Source organism: Paenibacillus vulneris (genome assembly GCF_039543185.1).
Classification (GTDB): domain Bacteria; phylum Bacillota; class Bacilli; order Paenibacillales; family NBRC-103111; genus Paenibacillus_S; species Paenibacillus_S vulneris.
Window position 1 is genome coordinate 17,960 of record NZ_BAABJG010000041.1, and the last position, 25,563, is coordinate 43,522.

29 protein-coding genes and 1 riboswitch are annotated in these 25,563 nt (G+C 49.5%); of the genes, 1 reads left to right on the forward strand and 28 read right to left on the reverse strand.

Annotated elements, in window-relative coordinates; all coding sequences use genetic code 11:
* Nucleotides 1-19 precede the first annotated feature (19 nt).
* The 20 genes from ABEA66_RS28845 to ABEA66_RS28940 form a co-directional block, all read right to left on the reverse strand.
* Complete coding sequence (locus ABEA66_RS28845; protein WP_079910726.1) at nucleotides 20-361, reverse strand: peptidoglycan recognition protein family protein; 342 nt, start codon at nucleotides 359-361, stop codon at nucleotides 20-22.
* A gap of 58 nt (nucleotides 362-419) precedes the next feature.
* Nucleotides 420-953 (reverse strand): spore maturation protein, encoded by a 534-nt coding sequence (locus tag ABEA66_RS28850; RefSeq protein WP_079910727.1) that lies wholly within the window; start codon nucleotides 951-953, stop codon nucleotides 420-422.
* A 6-nt stretch (nucleotides 954-959) separates the two neighbouring features.
* Entirely contained in the window at nucleotides 960-1,592 is a 633-nt protein-coding gene (locus ABEA66_RS28855) for a nucleoside recognition domain-containing protein (protein ID WP_192704894.1), read from the reverse strand.
* Between the two features lie 26 nt (nucleotides 1,593-1,618).
* The gene (locus tag ABEA66_RS28860; RefSeq protein ID WP_079910729.1) at nucleotides 1,619-2,791 is read right to left on the reverse strand and encodes a D-alanyl-D-alanine carboxypeptidase family protein; all 1,173 of its coding nucleotides are present in this window, start codon (nucleotides 2,789-2,791) and stop codon (nucleotides 1,619-1,621) included.
* Between the two features lie 201 nt (nucleotides 2,792-2,992).
* Nucleotides 2,993-3,679, reverse strand: a complete 687-nt coding sequence (locus tag ABEA66_RS28865) for an SOS response-associated peptidase (RefSeq protein WP_345593109.1) — start codon at nucleotides 3,677-3,679, stop codon at nucleotides 2,993-2,995.
* On the reverse strand, nucleotides 3,679-4,773 hold the full coding sequence (locus tag ABEA66_RS28870) for an HD-GYP domain-containing protein (RefSeq protein ID WP_345593111.1): 1,095 nt from the start codon (nucleotides 4,771-4,773) through the stop codon (nucleotides 3,679-3,681). The genes ABEA66_RS28865 and ABEA66_RS28870 overlap by 1 nt, the downstream gene beginning before the upstream one ends.
* Before the next feature lie 147 nt (nucleotides 4,774-4,920).
* On the reverse strand, nucleotides 4,921-5,397 hold the full coding sequence (gene ytfJ / locus ABEA66_RS28875; protein WP_079910732.1) for a GerW family sporulation protein: 477 nt from the start codon (nucleotides 5,395-5,397) through the stop codon (nucleotides 4,921-4,923).
* Between the two features lie 127 nt (nucleotides 5,398-5,524).
* Nucleotides 5,525-6,202, reverse strand: a complete 678-nt coding sequence (locus ABEA66_RS28880) for a DUF2953 domain-containing protein (protein ID WP_345593114.1) — start codon at nucleotides 6,200-6,202, stop codon at nucleotides 5,525-5,527.
* Between the two features lie 176 nt (nucleotides 6,203-6,378).
* A complete protein-coding gene (gene scpB, locus ABEA66_RS28885; RefSeq protein ID WP_079910734.1) occupies nucleotides 6,379-6,987 on the reverse strand; it encodes an SMC-Scp complex subunit ScpB in 609 nt (202 codons plus the stop codon).
* Nucleotides 6,956-7,744, reverse strand: coding sequence for a segregation and condensation protein A (locus ABEA66_RS28890; RefSeq protein WP_345593118.1), 789 nt, complete (start codon nucleotides 7,742-7,744; stop codon nucleotides 6,956-6,958). The genes scpB and ABEA66_RS28890 overlap by 32 nt, the downstream gene beginning before the upstream one ends.
* A 157-nt stretch (nucleotides 7,745-7,901) precedes the next feature.
* A complete protein-coding gene (gene ribH / locus ABEA66_RS28895; RefSeq protein ID WP_079910736.1) occupies nucleotides 7,902-8,369 on the reverse strand; it encodes a 6,7-dimethyl-8-ribityllumazine synthase in 468 nt (155 codons plus the stop codon).
* Between the two features lie 66 nt (nucleotides 8,370-8,435).
* Nucleotides 8,436-9,644: a bifunctional 3,4-dihydroxy-2-butanone-4-phosphate synthase/GTP cyclohydrolase II gene (locus ABEA66_RS28900; protein ID WP_079910737.1), complete on the reverse strand. Its 1,209-nt coding sequence runs from the start codon at nucleotides 9,642-9,644 to the stop codon at nucleotides 8,436-8,438.
* Between the two features lie 25 nt (nucleotides 9,645-9,669).
* Nucleotides 9,670-10,338, reverse strand: coding sequence for a riboflavin synthase (gene ribE / locus ABEA66_RS28905; RefSeq protein WP_192704902.1), 669 nt, complete (start codon nucleotides 10,336-10,338; stop codon nucleotides 9,670-9,672).
* Nucleotides 10,339-10,354: 16 nt separating this feature from the next.
* Entirely contained in the window at nucleotides 10,355-11,488 is a 1,134-nt protein-coding gene (gene ribD / locus ABEA66_RS28910) for a bifunctional diaminohydroxyphosphoribosylaminopyrimidine deaminase/5-amino-6-(5-phosphoribosylamino)uracil reductase RibD (RefSeq protein ID WP_345593121.1), read from the reverse strand.
* A gap of 239 nt (nucleotides 11,489-11,727) precedes the next feature.
* A riboswitch (FMN riboswitch) is annotated at nucleotides 11,728-11,887 on the reverse strand.
* 111 nt (nucleotides 11,888-11,998) lie between these two features.
* On the reverse strand, nucleotides 11,999-13,114 hold the full coding sequence (locus tag ABEA66_RS28915; protein WP_377739199.1) for a phosphodiester glycosidase family protein: 1,116 nt from the start codon (nucleotides 13,112-13,114) through the stop codon (nucleotides 11,999-12,001).
* Between the two features lie 172 nt (nucleotides 13,115-13,286).
* Nucleotides 13,287-13,718, reverse strand: coding sequence for a peptidylprolyl isomerase (locus ABEA66_RS28920; RefSeq protein WP_079910741.1), 432 nt, complete (start codon nucleotides 13,716-13,718; stop codon nucleotides 13,287-13,289).
* Nucleotides 13,719-13,924: 206 nt separating this feature from the next.
* Nucleotides 13,925-15,256, reverse strand: coding sequence for a diaminopimelate decarboxylase (gene lysA, locus ABEA66_RS28925; protein ID WP_345593126.1), 1,332 nt, complete (start codon nucleotides 15,254-15,256; stop codon nucleotides 13,925-13,927).
* Between the two features lie 116 nt (nucleotides 15,257-15,372).
* Entirely contained in the window at nucleotides 15,373-17,094 is a 1,722-nt protein-coding gene (locus tag ABEA66_RS28930) for a spore germination protein (protein ID WP_345593128.1), read from the reverse strand.
* A gap of 20 nt (nucleotides 17,095-17,114) precedes the next feature.
* On the reverse strand, nucleotides 17,115-17,540 hold the full coding sequence (locus ABEA66_RS28935) for a stage V sporulation protein AB (protein ID WP_079910744.1): 426 nt from the start codon (nucleotides 17,538-17,540) through the stop codon (nucleotides 17,115-17,117).
* Complete coding sequence (locus tag ABEA66_RS28940; RefSeq protein ID WP_079910745.1) at nucleotides 17,537-18,169, reverse strand: stage V sporulation protein AA; 633 nt, start codon at nucleotides 18,167-18,169, stop codon at nucleotides 17,537-17,539. The genes ABEA66_RS28935 and ABEA66_RS28940 overlap by 4 nt, the downstream gene beginning before the upstream one ends.
* Before the next feature lie 167 nt (nucleotides 18,170-18,336).
* On the opposite strand from ABEA66_RS28940, the gene ABEA66_RS28945 reads away from it, so the two are divergent.
* Nucleotides 18,337-18,546 carry a DUF378 domain-containing protein gene (locus tag ABEA66_RS28945; RefSeq protein WP_345593132.1) on the forward strand — a complete coding sequence of 70 codons (210 nt, stop codon included), beginning with the start codon at nucleotides 18,337-18,339 and terminating at the stop codon, nucleotides 18,544-18,546.
* Nucleotides 18,547-18,725: 179 nt separating this feature from the next.
* Here the strand turns inward: ABEA66_RS28945 and sigF are convergent, their stop codons facing one another.
* From sigF to ABEA66_RS28985, 8 genes are all read right to left on the reverse strand, one after another.
* The gene (gene sigF, locus ABEA66_RS28950; protein ID WP_079910747.1) at nucleotides 18,726-19,481 is read right to left on the reverse strand and encodes an RNA polymerase sporulation sigma factor SigF; all 756 of its coding nucleotides are present in this window, start codon (nucleotides 19,479-19,481) and stop codon (nucleotides 18,726-18,728) included.
* Nucleotides 19,482-19,493: 12 nt separating this feature from the next.
* Nucleotides 19,494-19,940, reverse strand: coding sequence for an anti-sigma F factor (gene spoIIAB, locus ABEA66_RS28955; RefSeq protein ID WP_192704907.1), 447 nt, complete (start codon nucleotides 19,938-19,940; stop codon nucleotides 19,494-19,496).
* The gene (spoIIAA, locus tag ABEA66_RS28960; protein WP_079911049.1) at nucleotides 19,937-20,290 is read right to left on the reverse strand and encodes an anti-sigma F factor antagonist; all 354 of its coding nucleotides are present in this window, start codon (nucleotides 20,288-20,290) and stop codon (nucleotides 19,937-19,939) included. The genes spoIIAB and spoIIAA overlap by 4 nt, the downstream gene beginning before the upstream one ends.
* A gap of 150 nt (nucleotides 20,291-20,440) precedes the next feature.
* Nucleotides 20,441-21,622 (reverse strand): D-alanyl-D-alanine carboxypeptidase family protein, encoded by a 1,182-nt coding sequence (locus ABEA66_RS28965; RefSeq protein ID WP_079910749.1) that lies wholly within the window; start codon nucleotides 21,620-21,622, stop codon nucleotides 20,441-20,443.
* A 163-nt stretch (nucleotides 21,623-21,785) separates the two neighbouring features.
* On the reverse strand, nucleotides 21,786-22,163 hold the full coding sequence (locus ABEA66_RS28970; protein ID WP_079910750.1) for a cupredoxin domain-containing protein: 378 nt from the start codon (nucleotides 22,161-22,163) through the stop codon (nucleotides 21,786-21,788).
* A gap of 208 nt (nucleotides 22,164-22,371) precedes the next feature.
* Complete coding sequence (locus ABEA66_RS28975; protein WP_345593139.1) at nucleotides 22,372-22,785, reverse strand: flagellar protein; 414 nt, start codon at nucleotides 22,783-22,785, stop codon at nucleotides 22,372-22,374.
* A 355-nt stretch (nucleotides 22,786-23,140) separates the two neighbouring features.
* Nucleotides 23,141-24,637, reverse strand: a complete 1,497-nt coding sequence (locus ABEA66_RS28980; protein ID WP_345593141.1) for a sensor histidine kinase — start codon at nucleotides 24,635-24,637, stop codon at nucleotides 23,141-23,143.
* Nucleotides 24,634-25,317 carry a response regulator transcription factor gene (locus tag ABEA66_RS28985; protein ID WP_079910753.1) on the reverse strand — a complete coding sequence of 228 codons (684 nt, stop codon included), beginning with the start codon at nucleotides 25,315-25,317 and terminating at the stop codon, nucleotides 24,634-24,636. The genes ABEA66_RS28980 and ABEA66_RS28985 overlap by 4 nt, the downstream gene beginning before the upstream one ends.
* Nucleotides 25,318-25,563 lie beyond the last annotated feature (246 nt).

Sequence of the window (25,563 nt, forward strand, 5' to 3'; positions counted from 1 at the left end):
GGACTGTATTCACCTCAACCTAATGATACCTATCATCAGGTGAAATCACAAGTTGAGACCATGGGAAAAAAGCTCCCGGACACGAAATACTGTGCGGAAATATGTCATCCGGTTGAAAACGCCATGCTTCCGCAAGCCGGATGATCAGTTTATTCAAAATAAACAGCTGTTCTTTCTCCTTAACCGTATAGCTGTAACGGGGCTCGGAGAAATCACCTTCCACACAAATGTGAATATACAGGGGGTCGGTTTGCTCGGAAGCCGGGATAATGGTGCCATCCCGGGAGATGAAGAAATCATAGCCTTTACCGTTAATGGAGGGACATACCGAATGGTGGATAATAATGCCGTAATACTGCACTCAGCTCACCTCTTATCTGTTAGCTGGTACAGTATATGTGCGGAGAATTTTGGGGGTTCTAGGCGAAGACTAAATAACAGATGGCGATAGAGGCTATAAACCCTACGGCATCGGATATTAAGCCGACCTTAAGAGCATAGCTCGCCTTGCGGATACCGATGGCACCGAAGTATACCGTAATGACGTACAGCGTCGTGTCAGTGCTCCCTTGGATTGTAGAGGCAATGCGGCCGATCATGGAATCAGGCCCAAACTGTTGAACAAGATCTGTCGTAAAAGCAAGCGAGCCGGCGCCCGTGAGCGGACGAAGGATCGCAAGTGGCAGCACTTCGCTCGGGATGCCGATCATCGCACAGAATGGCTTCACCCATCCTATCAGCAGCTCCATAGCCCCGGATGCCCGGAAGACGCTGATAGCAACCATCATGCCGACCAGATGCGGAATGATCCGGATCGCCGTATCAAAGCCTTCCTTGGCCCCGTCTACGAACGATTCATAGACGGGCACTTTACGGTAGGCGGCGAATAACGGAATAAAGACAATGATGACCGGGATGGCCCAAGCCGAAATGATATTGACGAAGGAGTACAAACGCGATCATCCTTTCCCTGGAGGAGTAGCTGGCGGATTGGCGGGAGGCTTCCGAAACAGGGGTGCGCTTCGGCTCCGGTACCACTTATCGACTATAATTGCTGCCAAGGTCGATATGAAGGTTGCCACCAGCGTCGTTCCGACGATATCGGTAGGGTTCGCCGATTGAAAATTCATTCGTATGGCAATCAGTGTCGTAGGAATGAGAGTAATACTGGCTGTATTAAGCGCTAACAGTGTACACATGGCCGGGCTCGCCTTATCCTTGTCCGGATTGAGCGATTGCAGCTCCTGCATGGCCTTGATCCCCATCGGGGTGGCAGCGTTGCCCAGCCCCAAAATGTTGGCGCTCATATTGGACATGATGTATCCGATAGCGGGATGGTCTTTGGGGATGCTTGGGAATAAGAAACGCACGAAAGGCCGGAGCAGGACAGCCAGCTTCTGCAGCAGTCCCGCATCCTCCGCAATTCGCATCATGCCGAGCCAGAACACCATCACGCTGATCAAGCCGAAGCAAACGGTTACTCCGCTCTTGGCACCCTCAAACGCCGCCTGCGTGACAACTTCAATATTTCCCTTGACGGCAGCCACTACAAAACCGGCGACAATGAAAAACAACCATATAAGATTCACCATAGAAGAGGCGTCTCCCTTCCTAATTGTTAAGCCGCTTGTCCCGTGAATAAGACACGGACCAGGAACTGTACAATATAGAGCCATTTATCCGCGTATGTCGCCGTTCCCTGATCGGAGGCCTGAAAGAAAAATGCAGACTGCTCCTGCTGATTTAACCTCGGACTATCCTTGTCGTACAGCGGAATGCTGCCAATAGGCTTGCCGTTCAAGCTGTAGGTGAGTGACCCTCTTTCACCCAGACGATAATTCGTTGAAGCAGGGTCAACTAATTGGATCTTGGTTGAGAATTGGCCCTTTTCGCTTTCCAGCACCGGATAAGCAAAGCTTTTGCCGGCAACCAGGTCGGTGCCTTGCACCGCATCGCCTTTGCCGATAAACTGCTGCAGAGGGTAATTCTTGAACCCGTAATCCAAAAGCTTGGCGTGATCAGCCCAATCATTGCCGTCATTCAGTGTGACGACAGCCAGCTGTTGTCCGTTGCGGGTGGCCGATGAGACGAGGCAGCGTTTCGCGGTCTTGGTATAGCCGGTCTTGACTCCGTCCGCGCCTTCGTACAAGCTCAGCATCTTGTTCTTGTTAAGCCAAGTATAATCCCAGGCTTCGTTAGGATTTGGCACCTTCTTCACCTTTGTTTTTACGATTTCCTGGAAAACCGGATTTTGAAGCGCGTGGGCCGCAAGCTTGGCCATATCATTCGCTGTTGAATAATGTCCTTCCGCATCAAGTCCGCTAGGATTCTTGAAGCTGGAGCGGGTCATACCGAGCAGCTTGGCTTCCTCATTCATCATGTAGGCGAATCCTTCCACAGTTCCTCCTACATGCTCCGCGATCGCGGTAGCCGCATCATTGCCGGAACGAAGCATCATCCCGTACAGCAAATGATTCAGGCTCATTTCCTCACCGACCTTCAAGTAGATGGAGGAGCCTTCTTTGCCGGCGGCATTTCTGCTTACTTTCACCATATCTGACAGCTTGCTGTTCTCTATCGCAACAATCGCCGTCATGATCTTCGTCAAGCTGGCAATCCGCATCTGCTTGTCTCCCTGCTGACTATACAAAATACGGCCCGAGGTTACATCTATCAGCGCTGCCGCCTCCGCATGCGTGGATACAGGGGGAGCGGCTTGTACAGCTGCCGGCCAGCCTGCCGAAATTATCAGGTAGATCCCCATTATCAACAATGAACCCAGTCTTTTCATGTGGTCCGATCCTCCTAATTTTATTGCAGCCTCCGGCATACCATTTCCGGATGGCTTGATTCCTGTTAAGGAAACGTGACTCGATTCGTTTACGGAACATCTTGTACAAGTATATGCTTATCCACCATGGTTATGAGTTGCCATGCAAATAAAATAGCCCTGCGGAAACGAGGTATCGTTCCTGCAGAGCTATTTTTAGCGTTATATCAAGGATCGCATCGGAGCGATGCAATCCGGTTCATCATAGCGTACGTTGCCCACCTTGGGGTCGACTTCATAGGAAGTCATAAGGCTGGCGGGATAAGAAGCCAGCACCGGCTTGAGTCTTGAGACCTCCGTTACAGTACGGTCCAGCCATAGCGATTCCGATTCTTTGGTTAAGATAACCGGCATCCGATCATGTACGGCGGCCACAAGATCGTTGGGTTCCGTAGTAAGAATAGTACAGGTATGCAGCTTCTCACCATTAGCTTGTACCCAGGTATCATATAAACCCGCCATGCCGAAAAGACCGCCGTCTTTCATCGTAAACCGGATAGGCTGCTTGCTTTTCCCCGCCTTCTTCCACTCATAGAATCCGTCGGACGGAATCATGCATCGTTTACGGCTTAACAGACGTTGAAAGGACGGCTTCTCCGTCACCGTCTCCGCTCGTAAATTGATAGGGGTGACACCAGCCTTCTCATCCTTAGACCAGCTCGGCACAAGCCCCCAGCGAAGCTCGCCCAACCGGCGATCTCCTTGGCTCTCTCCCCCTATGATAGCGGGAATCCATTGGCCCGGAGCTACATTATACCGGGGAGCATATCGGGCTGCCACGTTCTCGCCTAATAAGAAATGGAGCATCAGCTCCTCCAGTGTAACGGTGACCGTATACCTCCCGCACATTATCTGCCACCCCCAGCATCCACACTGCTTACGAACACAGTCAGCTTTTCAGATAGATCCACTTCGTACGGCTGTGTTTTCTGCCCTTCAGCATCCTCAAAGATACGGATGACAGGACGCTGAGGTACCGCAGGGTTAATATTGACAACGACTCCCTTCTCGCCTGTACTTAGTACAACGGATAGTCCGAGCGGGTAGATCGCGACATTGTCCCGGAATAAAGCTACCTTCTTGTGCTCATATAATGTCCCTACGCCTGCGAACAGTGTCTCCATCGCTTGGTGCGGCAGCATGGCTGTCCTGTACGGGCGATGCATCGTCATCGCGTCATAGCTGTCTACAATGGCGATCCATTTGGCGTATTCATGAATTTCCTTGTCTTTAATTCCTCGCGGATAGCCGCTGCCATCCAGACGCTCGTGATGCTGGAAGGCGCAATGGGCAGCCAACAACGGTATGTTAGGCTCGTCCTTCAATAATTTGAAGCCTAATTCCGCATGAGTCTGAACCTCTGCGCGTTCGGCATCAGTCAGAGGTCCCGGTTTTTTCAGCAAGTCCTGATTAATCTTGATTATTCCGATATCATGTAATAGCGCTCCCAGACCAAGTGTCAAAATTTCATCCCGGCTGTATCCGTTAGCCATGCCCAGCATGGTAGCATAAATGCAAACATTAAGAGAATGCTGGTATAAATATGTATTCGTGACATTCATATTCATCAACATAATAAGGGCATCTTCTCTGGAATCCAGATCTTCGATAATCATCTTCATCACATTGCCGAAGGCTTTTCCCATAAAATGATTTTTTGAAAATTTCGGTCTGCTGTTACCTTCGATCATGCTTCTAAATTGTGTTCGTATTTCGCTAAGGGCTTTAACCCTCGTTTCATCTGAGATTGGATCTTCTATGACGATATCGCTAGTCGCTTCATCTTCAATGTATAAAAAATCGATGCCAAGCTGCTCGAGCCGGTTGAGAACGGTTTGTGAAAGCTCAACATGCTCTTTAAGCAGGATGACACCTTCCTCATTATAAATGCATTTCCCTAGCTTCATACCAGGAATACAGGATCGAGTAGGAAGTAAACGCACAAAAAAACCTCTTTCATTATTGACTCATAACCTAACTATAAAAGAAAGCTTTTTAAAGAGCAACCATAAACAAAAAGCAAAGCTGCCCAAACAAATTTGAGCAGCCGGCAAAAGTTGGAACCATACTAATCACTTATAAAATTGCCGCTAAACAATAAAATTTTGGTTCTCGATATTATTTGTCACGTGGCTACCGCTCTCCGGCATGCCGGTTTTGTTACCTTTCATCATGCTTTGGATACGGTCCACCACCGTCGGTGCGGAATCAATGAGACGCTCCAGCAAGTGCGTTTGGTTATCTAAAGGAACGATTTTTACGCCATGCTTGCCAACCACCAGGAACGCTATTGGGGTAATCGACACACCGCCGCCGCTGCCTCCGCCGAAAGGAAGGGCTACTTGCGCGTTCATTGCATCGTTGCGATGGCCTCCCGCATTGTTCTCTTCGGCGGATGAAAATTCACTGCCCCCTGCCGCAAAACCGAAGCCCACCTTGGAAATCGGCATAATGACGCTGCCGTCAGGGGTTTCTACAGGATCGCCGACAATGGTATTCACGTCGACCATTTCCTTAATGTTTTCCATTGCAACCTTCATTAAGCCTTCGATCGGATGTGTTGTCATTTAGTCTCCTCCTCTTCGTGTGACACAATACTTAAGGGAATCCTGTCGCATCTTTATCATCTCCAGAAGAAGAGGTGCCTATGTAATGGTAAATTTATTTAACAAGCCCTCAAGAAGTCGATTCGCATTATGACGCTTTGAACAGCACTTTACGCCACATCCGTAAACCGCCTTTAATCTTCATGATGCGCAGCAGCAATCGAAGACTGGCGTACATGATTTCGTATACGCGGATTTTGAGCAAAACCTGAACTTCCGAGGAAAAAGTAGTTATATTGTACTGAGGGACCACTTGAATAACCGGTTTCGTCTGCAGCTGAATATACCGGAATACGTAACCTAAAAGGGAAGCCTTGAGTCCCCAGACCATTCCTGCCGTCATGGCCGTTTCTGCCGCATCTCCAATGCCCACGTTCGTTTTCCAAAATAACTCGGTACAGCGTACATGCCGCAGCGTCTCTCGGAACCATCGGTTAAATTGGAAACAATGGGCCAGCAGCACCTGATAATTCGCGAACGCCTCTTGAATGGTCCGTTTGGTGATATGGCTCTTGTTATCGTTCGTCAGCTCATTATTGGTTTTATTAACTTGTTCCGCCTTAAAATGGACTCCCTCTTGAACATTCAAAAATTTGATAACAGGAATAGCGAATCTACGTTTCACCAAACCGTACAGTGTATGCAAATCCAGCACGATTTCATCGTCCTGCCGCTGTCTCACCACCGTGAATCTGCACTGCATACTGCTGCAAGCAAAAAGAAGGATAAGGACAAACACTATTCCTACAATCCAAGGCCAAATCATGTTCTACCTCCCGCATGCATCGCGCTGCCAAAATCCATAATCCTTTGCAAGCAAGGATAGATGTATTTTCGCAAAGCGCAAATAACTCCTTATGCTCAAGAAGCACAGCTTCTGTTCATTCAGGAGTTAGTATAGCCCTGTGATGGTAAAACATGCGCAGCTATATACAGGCTTTATTATTCGGATTGGGATACATCCTCGAAGGTGATTTGCTTTTCATCCAGCTTGTCGAAAAGCAATCTTGTCTCTTCTTCCAAATTATCATCATTTTGAAATAATGAAGTTTCCGGCAGCTCATCAATCGAACTAAGAGCAAAGTAATCAAGGAACGCTTTGGTTGTACCGTATAAAATAGGACGGCCCGGCGCATCTGCGCGATCAACCTCTTGAATCAAATCCTTAGCCACCAATGTCTGGAGGGCACGATCCGCCTTGACGCCGCGGATTTCCTCAATCTCGACTCTTGTGATCGGCTGCTTATAAGCAACGATGGCCAGGGTCTCCAAAGCCGCTTGTGATAAGGAGGAACGGGACGGAGAATACGCCAAGCGCTCTAAATAAGGAGCATGGTCCGGAAGCGTCGTCAGCTGGTAAGCTCCTGCCAACTCAACAATTTGCAAGCCGCGGCCGCTTCTCTTGAAGTCCGCTTGAAGATCCAGCACAAGTTCTTTGATGAAATCAGCGTTTTGCTCTAACACTTCAGCCAGTTGCTTGGCATCCAGACCCTCGTCCCCCGCCACAAACAGCAAGCCTTCAATAACTGATTTCATCTGTTGAAAATCCATGTGCTATTCCTTCCTCTCTTGCCTGAATCACGATATCCTCAAATAATTTATGCTGATAGCAGATGACAACCTTCACCTTCATCAGCTCCAGCAGCGCCAAAAAGGTCGTTACGATCCCTTCCCTGGTCATGTTGTTGTCCACCAACCTGGAAAACAACACCTTGCCCCCGGCCTTCTCCAGATACTCCACTACTTCTCTCATCCGGTCCTTAACAGAAATCTCATCCTTGCGGATTTTGGCAACCATATTGCGGCTGGACATCCGGTTCATCGCCCTTTGGAACGCACGTACCAAATCTGCTATGTGCAGGCCTTTGACCGGATTTTCAACGATGGCGGGAACATAAGGCGTCAAGTCCTCGGGTTCCCTGGTATATATTAAGCTCCGCTCCAGCTCCTTGTCCCTCAAATGATCGGCAATCGCCTTGTATTTGCGATATTCAATCAGCTTGGCAACGAGCTCGGCACGCGGGTCATAATCCTCGTCCATCATATAGTCATCATATTCCATCTCAATAACGGGAGGCTTAGGCAGGAGCATCTGACTCTTAATGGACAAGAGCGTCGCGGCCATCACCAGAAACTCGCTGGTGACTTCCAGCTCCAGCTCCTGCATAGCATCCAAGTATTCCATGTATTGATCCGTAATCTCTTTGATCGGGATGTTGTAGATATCTATTTCTGATTTATCTATTAAATGCAACAATAAATCGAGGGGGCCTTCAAACGTATCCAGCTTGTATGTAACCTTTTCCAAGTAGAATTTCCCCCTAAGATTTTTCTTTAGAAAAATCAACTTCGTAAGCGTACGCTAAGATTTTTCGTAAGAAAAATCGACTTCGCTAGTATCTCGGGCGATAAATTTCGCGCAAATATGACATCGTCTGCAAATCGCCCTAATACATCATTGTAGTTCAGGAAAGCTGTTTGGTCAAATTCGCCATCTCAATAGCGGTGGTAGCCGCTTCCCATCCCTTGTTGCCGGCTTTGGTTCCCGCACGCTCCACAGCCTGCTCAATGGAATCCGTAGTCAATACGCCAAAGATGGTCGGAACACCCGTTTTAAGGCTGATCGCCGCAACTCCTTTGGCAACTTCATTGCACACATAGTCAAAGTGAGGAGTGGAGCCGCGGATTACTGCTCCCAGGGTGATTACAGCGTCATATTTGCCGCTTTCGGCCATTTTTTGAGCGATCAACGCGATTTCGAAGGCCCCCGGTACCCACGCAATTTCAACTTCTTCATCCGCTGCACCGTGACGCTTCAAGGCATCCAGCGCACCGCCAAGCAGCTTGCTTGTAATAAATTCATTAAACCGTCCAACAACAATACCGTATTTTAATCCTTTAGAAATTAAATGTCCTTCGTATATTTTCGCCATGTTTTTACAACATCCTTCCGCTGTAGTCGTTATTTTATAAAAAAAATGTGTAGGTTTCGACAAAGGTCAGAACCGCAGCATGTGACCTAGCTTCTCCTGCTTTGTGTGCAAGTAGTTCGTATTCGACTCATTCTCTTTCATTTGGATCGGGACGCGTTCCACAACCGTTAAACCGTACCCTTCAAGACCTTTGATCTTGCGTGGATTGTTCGTAAGCAGCCGTATTTGTGAGATGCCCAAATCCTTCAATATTTGAGCGCCGATTCCATAGTCCCTCAGATCTGCCGGAAAGCCCAGCTGCAAATTCGCATCGACCGTGTCCAGACCCTGTTCCTGAAGGACGTACGCTTTAAGCTTATTGATCAGACCGATGCCGCGGCCTTCCTGCCTCATATACAGCAGCACGCCCGACCCCGCTTCGTCAATTTGCTTCAGCGCCGCATCCAGCTGTGGACCGCAGTCGCACCGATGCGAATGGAATACGTCTCCGGTCAAGCATTCCGAATGAACGCGAACCAGCGTTGGCACGGAGCTGTCAATTTCTCCTTTGACCAAGGCTACATGCTCTTTTTGGTCCACAGCATTGGAATATGCAATAGCCGTGAACAAGCCGTAATCTGTCGGAAGCTTAGCCGCCACCTCTCGTTTGACCAGCTTCTCCTTGTGGTTGCGGTATTGAATCAGATCCTGAATGGTGATGATTTTCATATCATGCTTGCGGCTGAATTCCATCAGCTCGGGAACGCGGGCCATTTCCCCATCTTCTTTAATGATTTCGCAAATGACCGCGGCAGGGTAGGAACCGCACAGACGAGCCAGATCAACGGCTGCCTCCGTATGTCCCGCCCGGCGAAGTACTCCGCCCTTTTTGGCAATAAGAGGGAAGATATGCCCCGGACGACGGAAGCTCTGAGGGTTCGTGTCAGGATCGATCAGCGACTTCACCGTCATAGAGCGCTCCGATGCGGAAATGCCTGTCGTCGTATCGACGTGGTCTACCGAAACCGTAAAGGCCGTGCCATGGTATTCCGTATTTCTCGTTACCATCGGGGGCAGCTCCAGCTCCCGGGCACGTTCCTCGGTAATAGGGGCGCATACGAGACCGCGGCCTTCCTTGATCATGAAATTGATGATCTCCGGGGTCGCTTTTTCGGCCAGAGCGATAAAATCTCCCTCGTTCTCTCTATCTTCATCATCGACAACGATAATGATTTTTCCAAGCATCAAATCCGATATGGCTTCTTCAATCGTATGGAATTGAAACGATGTATCCATGCTCACTCCCGCCTTTCTTGATCGTTTAGATAAAACCGTTCTCAGCCAGAAACGCTTCCGTCAGTGTTCCCTTTTTGCGAGCCGTTTCACCGCTCCCCGGCATCCGGTGATTCATCAGCTTTTCCATATATTTGCCCAGAACATCCGCTTCAAGATTCACTTCATCTCCGGCTTTCTTATGCTGAAGAATCGTCTGAGCCAGCGTGTGAGGGATAATGGACACCGTAAAGCTCTGTTCCGTTACCTGCACTAGTGTCAGGCTGATGCCATCAATCGTAATGGAGCCGTGCGGAATCATATACTTCAATATGGAAAGCTCCGAAGGCTCGATTTGAAACACAACGGCGTTCTCTTCCTGGTATCTGTTCGTTATGAGACCCGTTGAATCTACATGGCCCTGAACGATATGGCCGCCAAAGCGCCCTCCCGCAAGCATCGCCCTTTCCAGATTGACAGGGTCCCCGACATGCAGCTTGTGGAGCGACGTACGCCGGAAGGTCTCAGGCATGACATCCACCGTAATCGACGATTCGTCATACTGAACGACCGTTAAACAAACGCCGTTAACAGCAATGCTGTCGCCCAAATGTACATCCTCCAGGATTTTCCTGGCACCTATGGTCAGAATCATTGCTTGTCCTTGCCTGGTTATTCTTCTCATGGAGCCTATTTCTTCAATGATGCCCGTAAACATCCGCCACATTCACCTCTCATCCGTATTTCGGATAGCCGGATATACATACATCCTCGCCAAACTGTTGAACCTGAATACGTTCCAGTTGAACTGCGTCCTTCATCTTCTCAAAGCCGGCAAAGTCAAAATTGGACGGCGCGTCGGCGCCTCCGCCTATAATTTTGGGGGCATAGAACAGCAGCACCTTATCAATCAAGCGATTTTCCAGCATGGAGCCGTTCAGCTGTCCCCCGCTTTCGAGCAGGATCGATGCAATTTCTCTCTCGCCCAACAGCTCCATGGCTTTTGGCAAATCAACCTTAGGGCCTTCTCCGCATTCAAGAACCGTCACCCCGGCCGCTTCCAGTGCCCTTCGCTTGGCTGTATCGGCATCTCCCGTTGTCAAGACCAGCGTCTCGGCAGACCGATCCTTGACGACACGGGCATCCAGGGAAATCTTGAGCTTCGAATCGACGATTATACGAGTGGGGTTCAGCGCAGGAACATCCAGTCGGGTCGTCAGCAAAGGATCATCGTTCAACACCGTTCCAACACCCACCATGATGGCTTGATTGCGATGTCTCAGCGTATGGACGAACGACCTCGATTCGGGGTTCGTTATCCACTTGCTGTCCCCTGTCCGCGATGCAATCTTGCCGTCCAGCGTGCTTGCCGTCTTCAACGTAACGAACGGCATCTTCGTCACGATATACTTGTTGAACGCTTCGTTTAACGACAGGGCGCGTTCTTGCAGCACGCCTACCGTAACATCAATCCCGTGCCGTCTCAGCCGTTCTACGCCGCTTCCTGCGACAAGCGGGTTCGGATCGGTGCATCCAACGACGACACGCTTCACCCTCTCCTTAATAAGCCGATCGCTGCAGGGAGGCGTCTTGCCGTAATGGCTGCATGGTTCAAGCGTCACATAGGCCGTTGCCCCCTCCGCCTCAGAGCCGGCCATTTGCAGAGCATGAATTTCGGCATGGGGAGTTCCGCGCTTTAGGTGCGATCCCATTCCGATGATGCGTCCGTCCTTAACCAGTACGCAGCCTACTGCGGGATTGATTCCCGTTTGGCCCGAAGCCCCTTCGGCAAGCTGGATAGCCAGCTTCATGTAGAACTCGTCGTTGATCAGCTCCACCGCTGCATCTCCTTTCTTTGTCTCTGGCATGCTATTTCCTTTGCGGACATACAGAAAAGGCCCTCTTTCCTCCACGAGAAAAGGGGCCTGACTTTGATAGGCATACGTAAAAAACGCACAACTAAAGCAATCTACGGCACAGCTAAATAAAGTTAATGAACCGACAGATTTTTTCTTAAATCTGCCATGCGGAAAGAAACATTTCCTAAGTTGTGAAAATGACTTTCCCCTGTTTCATTAACTGCCGCGACGATAGTTCGCCGTTTGCATTTTTCCTTCTCCCATCCAGACTATACTGTCGGTCTCGGAGTTGCACCGAGTCAGCCGAGCGGCGGCATGAAGCCACTGCGCGGGTCACGGACTAAGTATTGCAGTCAGCTGCAATACATCACCGCCGGTGGGGAATTGCACCCCGCCCCGAAGGAAATTCTTATGAATCTTCATGCGCCGATGATAACCGACGTTTGTCAGAAATCATAACACCCTGAAACAAAAATTGCAAGACATTACTCGATGAGAGCATGGGTATTCCCATCGGAATTAGGGATTAAACGGCTTATAGGATGAGTTAAAGTGATCCATATCGATGTTTTCCCAGATATTTTTGACTGCAACCTGATCCGGTTTGCTGAATACCAGGAAGGCCGTTGGCAAATATCTCATTCCGTAGCTGCTGGAAGGCTTATTGACGACCTGATTGTCTTTAACGAGCACAGAGGATGAGCCTCCGTCGAGGTTAGCCGCCGTTACCGCTCCTCTGTCGAGCAAAATGTTCTGGACGTCATATAGCGTTGCGCCGATGGAGTAGCCCGGCTGGCGACCGTCAATAACGACGAACATAATGGTTCCGTCCTGCTTCTGGGCCATACAGGTTCTTGGGGCGATCCCCCATCCGTCGGCCTGATTCTTGATCAGCCCTTTTCCGTTGACGATAAATTTGGGCTGGAAGGTCACCGCATCCCTTACCCCCATGCTGAGCAGCTCGGATGGCTTATAGCGTCCTGCCACCATGAGACCGTTCTTGTCAATCCCTACGACATTGACAGGGTCCTCCATGCCCACATCGCTGTACAGGAGCTTCCCTCCGGACATAACAATTCCCGCAGGCTTGAAGCCGTTGCCGTCCCAGTTCGGGTCGTCAAAGGCCCCGCCGTTCACGCCAGCTATTGCCTTCGTCCGCTGAACCATGCTCAATATTTGCTCGCCTTGCCCTACTATGCTTGTTGTGACTACGCGGATCATCTTGGGGTCATGAACATATAAAATATGCCCTTTATAATTTTTCCCCTCTATATCTTCTACTTCCACATTCTTGTTCGCTTTATTCTCCAGATCAATATTGTGCTGGTCCTTGATCTGTGCCATCTCGTCGAATTTCTTCTCGTAGTCCGCAACCCTACGGTTCAGCTCGTCTTCGCCGATCAAATACTTGGCCCAATGCCTATGCTGCGTCGTTATCAGCGTATCGGCCATCATGTAGCGGAGCGTAGAGCCGGAAGCCGTACCGTAGAACCATATCAGCGCCGCAAGAGCTAAAAATATAAACACCAGCAGCGTATAAGCGATTTTGCGATTCCTTCGCTTCTTACGGGCATTCTTCCCTGTCGAAGTGCGGGTTTGTTGCAGGGATAAGCCTTGATTGCTATCCAACGTGATAACCTACTTTCATTCTAGTAATCTGAGTTGTCTATTAAACAATACCATGAAAAAAAGCTGAAAATGAACTGGGAATGAAAAGAAATTGGGCTGGAGAGCACGGAAAATGCACGAAAAAAAGACCGAAAGCCCTGTAAAAGAGAGCTTCCGGCCTTCATTTCCTGTCGAGAGATTACACTTCGACTACCTTTACGGATTCCATGCGGTCTCTTCCTTGGAATTCGTCAACATGCTCCATACCGGAAACCACTTTTCCGAATACGGTATGCTGACCGTCCAGATGCGGCTGCGGCTGGTAGCAAATATAGAACTGGCTGCCGCCGGTATTGCGTCCGGCATGCGCCATAGCGAGCGTACCGCGTTCATGCTTGTTAGGGTTGATTTCGCAGTTGATTTTGTACCCAGGGCCGCCTGTGCCGGTGCCATGAGGGCATCCGCCTTGCGCTACGAAGCCAGGAATAACGCGGTGGAACACCAGACCGTTGTAAAATCCTTCGTTCGCCAATTTTTCAAAGTTAGCGACCGTATTAGGCGCATCTTTGTCAAACAAATCGATAACGATTTGGTTACCGTTTGCCATAGTAATATGAGCTTGTTTTGCCATTCTATGTACACTCCTTTATTCTTCAATGTGTCCTATTGTACTATAACCAAGCCTCGTTCACAAATCACTTTTTGTTCAAATGCCAAAGAAACCCGCAAAGCGGGGGGATTGGCATCAGAGCTGATTCAGGAACTTTGCGGGTAGCCCCGAAAGAATGCCAAAAAAGCTGGCTCTCCGAAATTTTCGAGAGCCAGCCGGCTTGAAAACTATACCATTTTGGTCACTTGCTTCATACGCTCAGGAATCAAATCATTGCCAACGATGTTGTCGTAGGATTCGCGCTGAACTACGACGTCCGCTTGGCCGTCTTTCACAAACACTACAGCAGGTCTGCGAATACGGTTATAATTGCTAGCCATGGCATAATTGTATGCCCCTGTGCAGGATACGGCCAGAACATCTCCGCTGTTCACCTTAGGCAGTTGAATATCCCAGATGAGCATATCGCCGCTTTCGCAGCATTTACCGGCGATAGATACCAGCTCATCCTCCGGCTCAGTTGCCCGGTTCGCCAGCATCGCCTCGTAACGCGATTCATACAACGCTTGGCGAGGATTATCCGTCATGCCGCCGTCCACAGCAACATACTTGCGGACTCCAGGGATATCTTTATAAGTACCCACCGTATAAAGTGTCGTTCCCGCTTCGCCGACAATGCTGCGGCCCGGCTCGACCCAAATTTCCGGCGTCGGATAATTGTATTTGCTGAAGTTGGTTTTGATCGAGCTTGTAATGGCTTCAACGTATTTGCTGACCGGCAAAGGAGTGTCCCCTTCAACATAACGGATGCCGAAGCCTCCGCCCAAGTTGACAACGCTGAACACAACGTCCAGCTCATCCCTTACCTTGGCGGCAAAAGCGATCACCTTGTCCACGGCCAGCTGGAAGCCTTCGACCTCGAAGATTTGCGAGCCGATGTGGGAATGAACACCTAACAGCTCGATATTTGGAAGCTGAACCGCTTCTTGAACCGCGCGGTACGCTGAGCCGTTATCCAAATCCAGGCCGAACTTGGAATCGATTTGTCCCGTCGAAATGTACTCGTGAGTATGTGCTTCAACCCCCGGAGTAAGACGGAACAGGATGTTTACCTTTTGACGCTTCTCACCCGCAATGGCATTGAGCAAATGAAGTTCGACCATGTTGTCAACGACAAAGCAGCCGATCTTGGCATCAATCGCCATTTCGATTTCATGCGGAGATTTATTGTTGCCGTGGAAATGAATGCGTTCGGCCGGGAAACCGGCCTGCAGCGCTGTATACAGCTCACCGTCGGATACGACGTCCAGCGACATTCCTTCCTCTTCCGCAATGCGGCACATCGCCATCACGCAGAACGCCTTGCTCGCGTAAGCCACCTGAAATTTCAGGCCGGACGCGCGGAATGCTTCGACATACTCGCGGCATCTTTGGCGAATCAGCGCTTCGTCCATCACATACAGCGGTGTTCCGAATTTAGCTACGAGATCGGTTGTATCGCAACCGCCGATCTGGAGGTGACCTTTATCATTAATTTTACTGGTTCCATGTAAGTACATTATCGGTTTCCCTCTTCCCCCTGAACATTACTTCTAACTTACCATAATCGAATGCAGGCTGACAATAAGAGAAACTTGTAATTGTCTTTTTGTGCGGTTCGAAGTCGATAACACCGTTAAGATTTCGGCTGCCGGGTATTATCTGTCGTCTGGGTTAAGCTCATCCGGTTCTTCCGCGCCATGAACGGACGACGGACAATAATCTCGTTCAGGGCTTTGAAATTGAACGGTATGAACGGCCACATGTACGGAGCGTTGTAGGATCTCCGCGTCGTCAAGTAGACCAGCATTGCCGTAAACCCGATGACGACACCGGGCACTTTAAATACGGCTGCCAATACGAGCAGCCCCAATCGGCTTAGACGGTTCGCAAGGCTTAACTCATAGCTCGGCGTCGCAAAGGTTCCTACCGCCGCTATGGCCAGGTACAAGATGACCTCGTTCACGAACAGCCCGCTTTTCACCGCTACATCGCCTACCAGTATGGCGGCAACAAGCCCCATCGCCGTAGCCAGCGGGGACGGCGTATGTACGGCCGCCATTCGCATCAGATCAATGCCTAGCTCGGCTATGAGAAACTGGGCCAATAACGGCAGTCTGGCCGTTTTTTGCGGACCGAGAAACTCCAGGCCTGCCGGCTTCAGCTCCGGTGAAGTAACAAGCAGGAACCAGAGCGGCAGCAGGAAGATCGATGCAGCGATCCCGATAAATCGGACCCAGCGCAGATAGGTCCCTACGGTCGGCGTCTGTCTGTATTCTTCCGCATGCTGAACATGGTGGAAGAAGGTGGTTGGCAAAATAATGACGCTCGGGGACGTGTCTACAAACACAGCGACATGACCCTCCAGCAGATGAACAGACACAATATCAGGTCTTTCGGAGTAGCGGACCATCGGATAAGGATTCCAGCTCTTGCCTACAATCGCTTCCTCAAGCTGCTTTTCGGCAAGGGGAAGTCCGTCAACCTCCACCTTTTGAATTTTATCGCGGATGGATTCGACCAGCGCGGGATCACAGATGTCATCAATATAAGCGAGGCAAATATCCGTGTGCGTTCTTCTCCCTGCACGCAGCATCTCCAGCTTCAGCTTGGGGTCCCGGATGCGGCGGCGCACCAGGGTAACGTTCGTCAGCAGCGTCTCGACAAAGCCGTCTCTGGCTCCGCGCACGACCCTCTCCAGGTCCGGCTCCTCCGTAGTCCGGACAGGGAATGATTTCGCATCCACAATAATCGCTGTGTTCGACCCCTCGAAGAAAAAGCCGCTCGCTCCCATGGATACGTTATCGATCACTTCGCTCAGCTTGTCCGTTTCCTTAACCTGGATGTGGGGAATGATGGCATCCATGAACAGCTGTACCGCATCCTGCCCTTTACCGCCGGTGACCTGATGTGAGACGGGGGACTTCGTAATGTCGCCTTCCAAAGTGCGGCTGTGAATTTCCGCGGCCGACATCCGGTCCAATATCATGGTCAGAACCGTATCTTTTGCAAATCCGTTGTAGTAGAAAATCCCGGTTTTATGCCCTCCGAATACCATTTCCCGGAAGACGATATCAAAGCTTTGATTCAGGCCGACCTCTTTTTCCAGCAGCTTCTTCAGCCGTCCAAAATCGCTTGGGATATGGTCTTCCTTCGATGAGCCGCCGGCTTTTGAGGGACCTCGATGCTCCGTCTCCCTCTTCTCCGCTTCGTCTTCCATCGCCTCGTGATGGAACTCCGGCGGCAGCCAGTCATGAGATGAAATAATGTTGCCTTCATGGTCAATTTCAAGCTTCGCCTCTTCACCGGCTTCTTCGCGGCCGGATAATTGTTTAGGCTTAATCGGTATTTTTTTCATATCCTTCAGCTCCCTTTCTCTTATCCCAAAAAATTAAGCCAATCCAGCAAGGAACCCAGTACTTTCCCGAAAATCATAGCCATAAGAAGCCATATCATATACGAGCTCATTCCAATGCGCTTTGCCAAAATAGGAATCACGTTGACCACTTCCGTAAGCGCGCCTGCCAGCATGCCTACGAAGCCGCCGGCGAATAATCCGAACAGCCCTGCAGCCATCGGAAGAAAGGAATAGGACCAGTTAAAGAAATCGGATAATGTGAAAAAGAGGGAGCCCGTAATCACGGAGGCCTCATACCATCGGATAAGATGATAAGTCCTTGTGATTTGCGCCAGTCGTGGAATCACGTCGAGCACGACGAGAAAAGCCACCATCCCGCTGCCTACCGCGATACCGCCCGCCAATCCGATGAACATCTGAAGCGGTGTCGTCCACCACCCGTTCATTTCCGCTCCCTCGCTTCATGGATTTTGGCGTATTCCTCCGCCACGACGTACGTGTTCACATTTTCCTCATACAGGAACATTTCGACTTCCAGAGGACTCGGCTCCTCGTTGAATTTCTTTTTAAAAAGGTGATTAAAAAAGACGATCATTCCGATTCCGATCCCGATGGAATAAGGTATTTGCAATATCAGCGGATGCTGCTCCCATTTGCCCGTCAGCAGCTGATAGATTCGCCGGTGAACCTCGGCCATGCTGACATCGGCGTGAAAGTTCATGATGGCAAGCCCGGAGCCTACAAATAAAAGAAGCCAGACCACAATAATCTGGACTATGTTCGGCGGCTTGCGGGATTCATGAATATCGATCAAGCAATGGGGTTCTCCAAAATGCTCAATTTGAAAAAATGGATACAGTTTCCTCACCTTCTCCACGATCAGCATCATATCGATTAATATTTTGTTGCCCTCGTTCTCCTTAGGCTGATGAATCAGCAGATGATTCAAAGGCTCTTCATAATCGCTATCGACCAACAATTGTGCTATCCTGCCAAGGTAGATCGCCTCACCCCGGCGCACGCAAACCCGTTTGCGCAATCGGATATATAAGGTTGGATTGGAGGCAGCACTCATTCCATTCACTCCCTTGTGCATTTATCCCATAGTATGAATAACAATCATCTCTCATAGTCATTTGCCGGCTTGCCAATAATTCACTGCCCCTTCTGCATAAACTTTTGTCATTTATGAAAAAGTAACAATATGACATAACTCTTAATCCCAAGAAAGGGTGCGTAGAAATGGGTAAAATCGCTTTAACGCTCGTAATTATCGGTGCCTTAAACTGGCTGCTTGTCGGTCTGTTCCAATGGGATCTGGTTTCCGCTATCTTCGGCGGAGATATTCATCGCACGTCCTCCGGCATAAGCCGCATTGTATATACGCTGGTAGGCTTATCCGGATTATATTGCCTGAAATATTTATTCGTGGATGAATCCAGAGCGTCGTAGAGGGTCATTCATTTTGGGGTTCCCCCAAGTACCTTTAGTTCGAAGTCCGGCCTATTGTGCGGAGCATGTTTAAAATAAATCACCGTTGCAGCCGGAGACCTGTGTTCAAGTAACGCGAGCGATCCGGTTTTTTCTATTGGTTGGATCTCGATCCCGGCACGTAAAAAAGACCAAACAGCCTATTGGGCTATTTGGTCTTTAATGGACTGCAATATTTTTTTCTCAAGCCTTGAAACCTGTACCTGCGAAATTCCGAGCCGGCTTGCGACCTCGGACTGCGTCTGATCCCTGAAATACCGCAGGTAGACGATAAGCCGTTCCCGCTCCGATAAACTGCCTATCGCTTCGTTCAATGCCAGCTTCTCAAACCATTTGTCTTGACCATCATCCGCAATTTGATCCATTAACGTAATCGGATCTCCATCATTTTCGAACACGGTCTCGTGAATGGAAGACAACGGTTTATTCGCTTCTTGCGCGAAGACGACATCCTCAGGAGAAATCTGCAGCTCACTCGCTACCTCGGTAATGGTAGGCAAGCGCCCATTTCGTTTGGACAGCTCATCCTTGGTTTTTCTTATTTTATTCGCCAGCTCCTTCAAGGACCGGCTAACCTTCAGCGTGCCGTCATCACGGAGAAAGCGCTGAATTTCGCCGATGATCATAGGAACCGCATAGGTTGAGAACTTTACATCATAGGATAAATCGAACTTGTCTACCGATTTTAACAATCCGATACAGCCAATTTGAAACAGATCCTCGGCTTCATATCCTCGGTTCAAAAAGCGCTGCACAACGGACCAAACCAGACGGATATTGCAGTTTACCAGCGTTTCTCTGGCAAGTGCATCTCCGGATTGACTCAAAGCAATTAACCTTTTGACTTCGGCATCATCCAAATAGCTGTGGGAGGCATGTTTCAAATCGACATCCATAAGATCAGACCCCTAATTGAACAAAGCTTTTTTTGATAAAATTCGCTTTTTCATTTTAATTTTTGTTCCGATCCCGACTTCGGTAGTCACTTCGATCTCATCCATGAAATTTTCCATAATCGTAAAGCCCATTCCCGAGCGTTCCAGCTCAGGTTTGGAGGTAAACAACGGCTGTTTGGCCAATTCCAAATCCTCGATTCCTGCCCCTTGATCCTCAATGGTCAAGTAGACGGTGTCATCCTCCATCTCGGCATGAATCGTAACAATCCCGTCCGGCCGATTGTTGTAGCCATGAATAATGGCATTCGTTACCGCTTCGGAAACGACGGTCTTCAGATCCGTCAGCTCATCCAATGTCGGGTCAAGCTGCGAAACGAAGGAAGCGACGGTAACGCGGGCGAAAGATTCATTCTCAGAGCGGCTAGCAAACTGCAGTGTCATAAAATTTCGTTCACTCATGATACGACCTCCAAACTGGTAAGAGCTTGTCTTTCGTTATCCTGAATAGACAAAATTTTAAATAAACCGGACATTTCAAACAAACGGTATACGGACGGATTGACGTCACAAACTACCATTTTGCCGCCCTTTGCCGTAACTTGCTTGTAGCGGCCAAGAATGACCCCGAGCCCCGAGCTGTCCATGAAGGATAAATCCTTCAAGCTCAGTACGATATGGCTCGTATTGCCCTTCAGCAGAGCCTCCTCCATACGCGTTTTTACGGAATCCGCGGTATGATGGTCCAACTCTCCCTTAAGCCTGACGATCAGCGTTTTGCGGTTATGCTCCAGTTCAATATGCAGACTCAAGCTGCTCACTCCTTCCCTTTCATGCACACTCATTTCTACATCGATTTTGTCTTTTCCTGCCCTCCGACAAAACTAGAAGAAATGCGCTAGAAATAGAAGAAATGTGACATATTGCGCTTGAGCCGCACATCTGCCTCTGCAGGCAGCTCCTTAATCAATAAAGAACAAACGTTTGGCGGTACGCTTGGTCAGCACCCATAAGCCCGCTTTCTTAACGTCAACCGGCGAAGTAAGCTCGAACTCCGAGAGCACCTGATCGCCTTTATACACAACAAGCTTACCGACCTGCTGGCCCATGCTGATTGGTGCCTTCAAGTCCTGATTCAGCTGCACCTCGTGGCGGATGCCTTCGGCAGCATCGCCTTTTTTAAGCAGCAGGCTGTAGCGCTGCGTTGCGGTCAACGGAATAACCGGCTGCTCGCCTTTGCTTACCTTAATTTGTCCCAGGGTGTCTCCTTTGTTGACAATCGGCAGGTTTGTGTATTGAGCGAAGGCATAATCGAACAGGCTGGATACTTCCGCATTTCGCGTCTTCGTATTCGGCTCGCCCATCACAACGCTGATGACTCGCAAATTATCTCTTTTGGCCGTAGCCGATAAGCAAAATTTCGCTTCGCCTGTGAAACCCGTTTTCAGACCGTCGGCACCGCTGTAGAACCGGACCAGTTTGTTCGTGTTGACCAGCCAGAAGGGCTTAGGCGTATCCTTGCGCAAGTAGTCTTGATATGCTCCAGTAAACTGTGTAATCTCTTCATGCTTCAATAGTTCTCGCGACATGATGGCGATATCTTGGGCAGAGGAATAATGATTATCCGCCGGGAGGCCGTTACAGTTAACAAAATGAGTGTTCTTCATTCCCAACTGCTGGGCCCGCTCGTTCATCATTTGAACGAAGGCCTGCTCGGAGCCTGCTATCCTCTCCGCCATAGCGACGGAAGCATCGTTACCTGAGGCCATGGCAATCCCCTTCAGCATGTCTTGAACGGTCATTTCTTCTCCCGGTTCAAGAAATATTTGCGAGCCTCCCATAGAAGCCGCATATTCGCTGGTGCGAACCTTATCATCCATCTTGAGCTTTCCATGATCAATCGCTTCCATGATGAGCAGCATCGTCATAATTTTCGTAATACTGGCCGGGGGCAATTTCGCTTCCTTGTTTTTCTCGAAAATGACCGTTCCCGTATCCGCATCGACGGTAATTGCCGACATCGCATTCGGTGCCAAATCAACAGCTTGGGACGGAGCCTTCTTCTCCTCCGCAAACGCCGCAGGCCATGCAAATGACGCCAGCAGCGAGATAGAAACGAACAGTTTGAGTACCTTGTTGAGCATACCTTTCTACCCCTCCAAAAATGTTATATTACTGCTTATCAGTGTTGACTACTTTACCTTGAAATATTCCAATCCGTGGAAAAAGAAAAAGCCGGGATGAATTTCATCCCGGCCCGGAATAGAAAAGAGAGCCGATCTCTCGACTCCCTTAAGCTGTTCTACCTTATTGTACGATAAGCTTGGTTTTCATGTCAGCATGTCCAGGACCGCAAGGAAGCACGCAGTGTACTTCGTAAGTGCCTGGTTTGTCAAACGTAACATCAGCGGATTTCGTGTTATTGTCCAGCTTCACGTTCAATCCTACGATTTCCAACGCATGAAGACCTTCTTTGTTCATCAGAGAAACGGTCACCTTTTCGCCAGCTTTGACTGTATATTCAGGCTTATCGAACTGATAGTTCGAAGCCACGAATTTCAACTGGGGTCCGGCTTTCGCTTCCGCTGCCATTTCCGCTTGACGCTCCGAAATGTTTTGGAACAGCACTCCTGCACCCAGAAGGCAGGCTACAATAAATAAAGTAAACATGATCCACTTTTGCATTTGGAAATATCCCCCTTACAGTTTTACCAACAGACGTATAGCCTTATTGTACATAATGAAACGTGCTTTACCTATTCCTTTTCGAGGGAATCCGGTGAAAAATTTGTGACAATTTATCACATTTCCGTTTCACCAGATATTCTAACACAAGTTTATGCAAAAACAAAAAGCCCCTCCAAATGCCGTTGGAGCAAGGCTTTCCTCTATCTTATTTGCTTCTTGCCCGAACCCTGTCTCTGCTGTAAAAGCCGATGCCCGGATCTATTTTCTTCGCCTCCTGGGCGTGGAACTCCCGGATGTCGCGAGTCAATCTGCTGCTGCATGGCAAGCATAAGTGATGCTGGCGGATCGGAGCTCCGCAGCTGTTGCAGGAATAGGTCAGATTAGGAAAATCGGCAACCGATAGCCGATGGTCTTTCATCCACTGCGTGATACGCTGCTGGCTGACACCTGTAGCTTGTCTTAATTGTTCAGTCGTAGCTCTACGGTTATATAGCATAAAACGGTAACAGGCTTCGAACTCATCGTCAATAGACTTGATGCAGTCCATACACATGTTGCGCAGGTTTCTTTGGAACACTCTCCCGCATCCCGGACAATTGGCCACCGCCAAAATACTCATCGCCGCCACTTCCTAACCTTGTATGTAAGTACTTTGTGCCTAGATTATAGCACGAAAGAACTATTTATCATAGGTCTAAATCCGTGAAAACCGAATTTGGCCCTGTGATACAACCATGTATATGCTCATGAGAGGCATGTCATACTAAAAAAGCTTGTCCATTACAGGAGACAGGCTTGGGAGGTGACGAGGATGTCCGATAAGCAGCAAGGTCATGCAAACCAAAACACAACGACCCGAACCAGCGATAAAGGCTCGAAAAAATCGAACAAACGTTAACACTGAGCAACAATACGTCAAAAAAGACTGCCGGTCGACGTTTCGCTTTGTTCAAGCAAACCGTCGACCGGCAGTCTTATTCGTGATGGTCTGAAGATTCTACAGCAGGCTGGTGCTCGGGTATCCAGACATGGAATGTGCTTCCCCGTCCTTCTTCACTCTCGACCTGGATCGCGCCTCCATGCATATCAACGATCGTCTTGGTGATGGATAATCCAAGCCCTGCTCCCCCATATTTGCGTGCCCGGGACGTATCGACGCGGTAGAATCGGTCGAACAAATGAGGAAGATGTTCCTCCGGAATGCCGGAGCCGTTATCTCCTATAGAGAGCCGCACCCCTTGACCCGCTCTGGCCAGGCTGATGGTTATATGACCCGTATCGGCATTTGTGTGCTGAACGGCATTATGAAACAAGTTCAAGATGATCTGCTTCATTTTGTCCTGATCAAACATGCATGACGTGTCAGGCTCTACATGCAATGTGACCTCCCTATCCCCCGCAAGCAGACGAAGCTGGGGCTCCATGCTCAGAACCACCTCGTCCAGATGCCCCTCCTCCATCTCCGATGTCGGTGTGCGATCCAGCCGCGCCAGCAGCAGCAGATCCTGCACCAGCTTGTTGATACGCTCCGATTCGGAATACATGCTCTTCAACGCCTTATGCAGCTGCTCAGGCTGATGGATGGCCCCGCGAAGCAGGATTTCGAGAAATCCGTGGATGGACGTTAACGGCGTACGGAGCTCATGCGAAGCATCCGCAATAAACCTCCGCATCCGCTCCTTGGCCTCCTTCTCCGCCTCAAACGAAGCCTCCAGCCGTTCAAGCATCCGGTTAAAGGAAATGGACAGCCGGTCGATTTCCAGCTGATTTTGCCGACTCGGAAGCCGTTCGTCCAGATTGCCTGCATCGATCTTTTCCACTGTACCTACCATTTTGGATAGCGGAACCAATGTCCGCTTGAGCACCGGCAGGAAGGTGAGCAAGCCGAACACGAGGGCCAGGAAGGATAGGCCTATAAAGGTCACCAGCTGCAGCAGCAGCACATCCTTCAGCGGAGCCGTTCCCGTATTGACTTGAGCGAGACCGATAAGCTTGCCGCGGTTGACAATCGGCTGCAGAACGACAAGCTGCTCGACTCCGTTCTCGTCGTTGACGATCTTATAGTTAATCCAATGCTTGGAACCCATAGCTTCCTGATATTCCTGCTGGGAAAGCTTCACCGTCGCCCCTGTCTCGGGTGGGTCAACGATCAGCTTATAATTGCCTTCCGTATCGATAAAAGCAACCGAGGAATCCGGAGAAAAGAACAGCAGGCGCATCGGCGGATCCTTTCTTGGCCCCTGCATCTCTTTGTTCATATTCGACCAAGCTTCCCGCGGGATCGTCATTATCTGGCTTTGAATGCTCTCCGCCTTATTTTTATACACGAATTGCTGCATAAACAAATATTGGAAAATTCCGATAAGCAGCAGCAGCCCTGCCAATATCAACAAGGAGCGGGAAAGAAGCTGATATCGCAAAGAACGGGGCGCGAATAATCGGGCCAGCCGTCTTAGAACGTTACGTTTCATGACAGATCCACCCGATATCCGGCACCCCGCAGCGTACGAATCAACCGATGCTCCTTATCGTTCAATTTGTCTCTCAAGGAACGGATATACACTTCCACAATATTTTCTTCCCCGCCGAAATCATAGCCCCATACCTTGTCCAATATTTTACTTTTGCTGAGCACCAGCCCGTGATTAATGACAAGAAAGGAAAGAAGCTCATACTCGGTCGGCGATAGCTCCAGTACCCGATTCTCATAGCTGATCTCCTTGCGACGGTCGTCGATGCGGAACGGACCGATCGCGACCTCCCCGAGCAAATTCGGAAAATGATTGCGAATCCTGGCATGAATGCGCGCCAGCAGCTCCTCGAAGCTGAAGGGCTTCGACATGTAATCGTCCGCACCAAGCGTGAGCCCCTTGACCCGGTCTTCTACCTCCTCCTTCGCCGTCAGCATGATCACCGCAATATTCTCGGTTTTCTTTAGCATCCGGCATACCTCGAAGCCGTCCATGCCGGGCATCATGACATCGAGGATGGCGATATGCGGTTGAAATTGCCTTGCTGCGGTGATCGCCGCAAAGCCGTCCTGAGCGGTTTCAACCTCGAAGCCTTCATTCGTAAGTCCCAGCTCCAAAAATTGAAGTATATTAGGCTCGTCATCAACGAGCAATATTTTGATTCCTTTTAGCTGATTCATTCTCTGATCCCTCCGGATTCCATTGTACACCATTTTATCCTTTGTGCACTCCTATTATCCGGCTTCGATCTGAAAACGATCTGAACGCAAGCTGAACGTCCGCTGAAAATCAAGAATGATTTCATTAAAAGCACTTCCTGGAGCCCGCACCTCTCAGCAAATATTCAGCGGACTCTCACGTTCAATTAAGGTTGCAGGTACATAATGATCCCAAGCTAAGCTCATCACTTGATAACAGCCATAAAG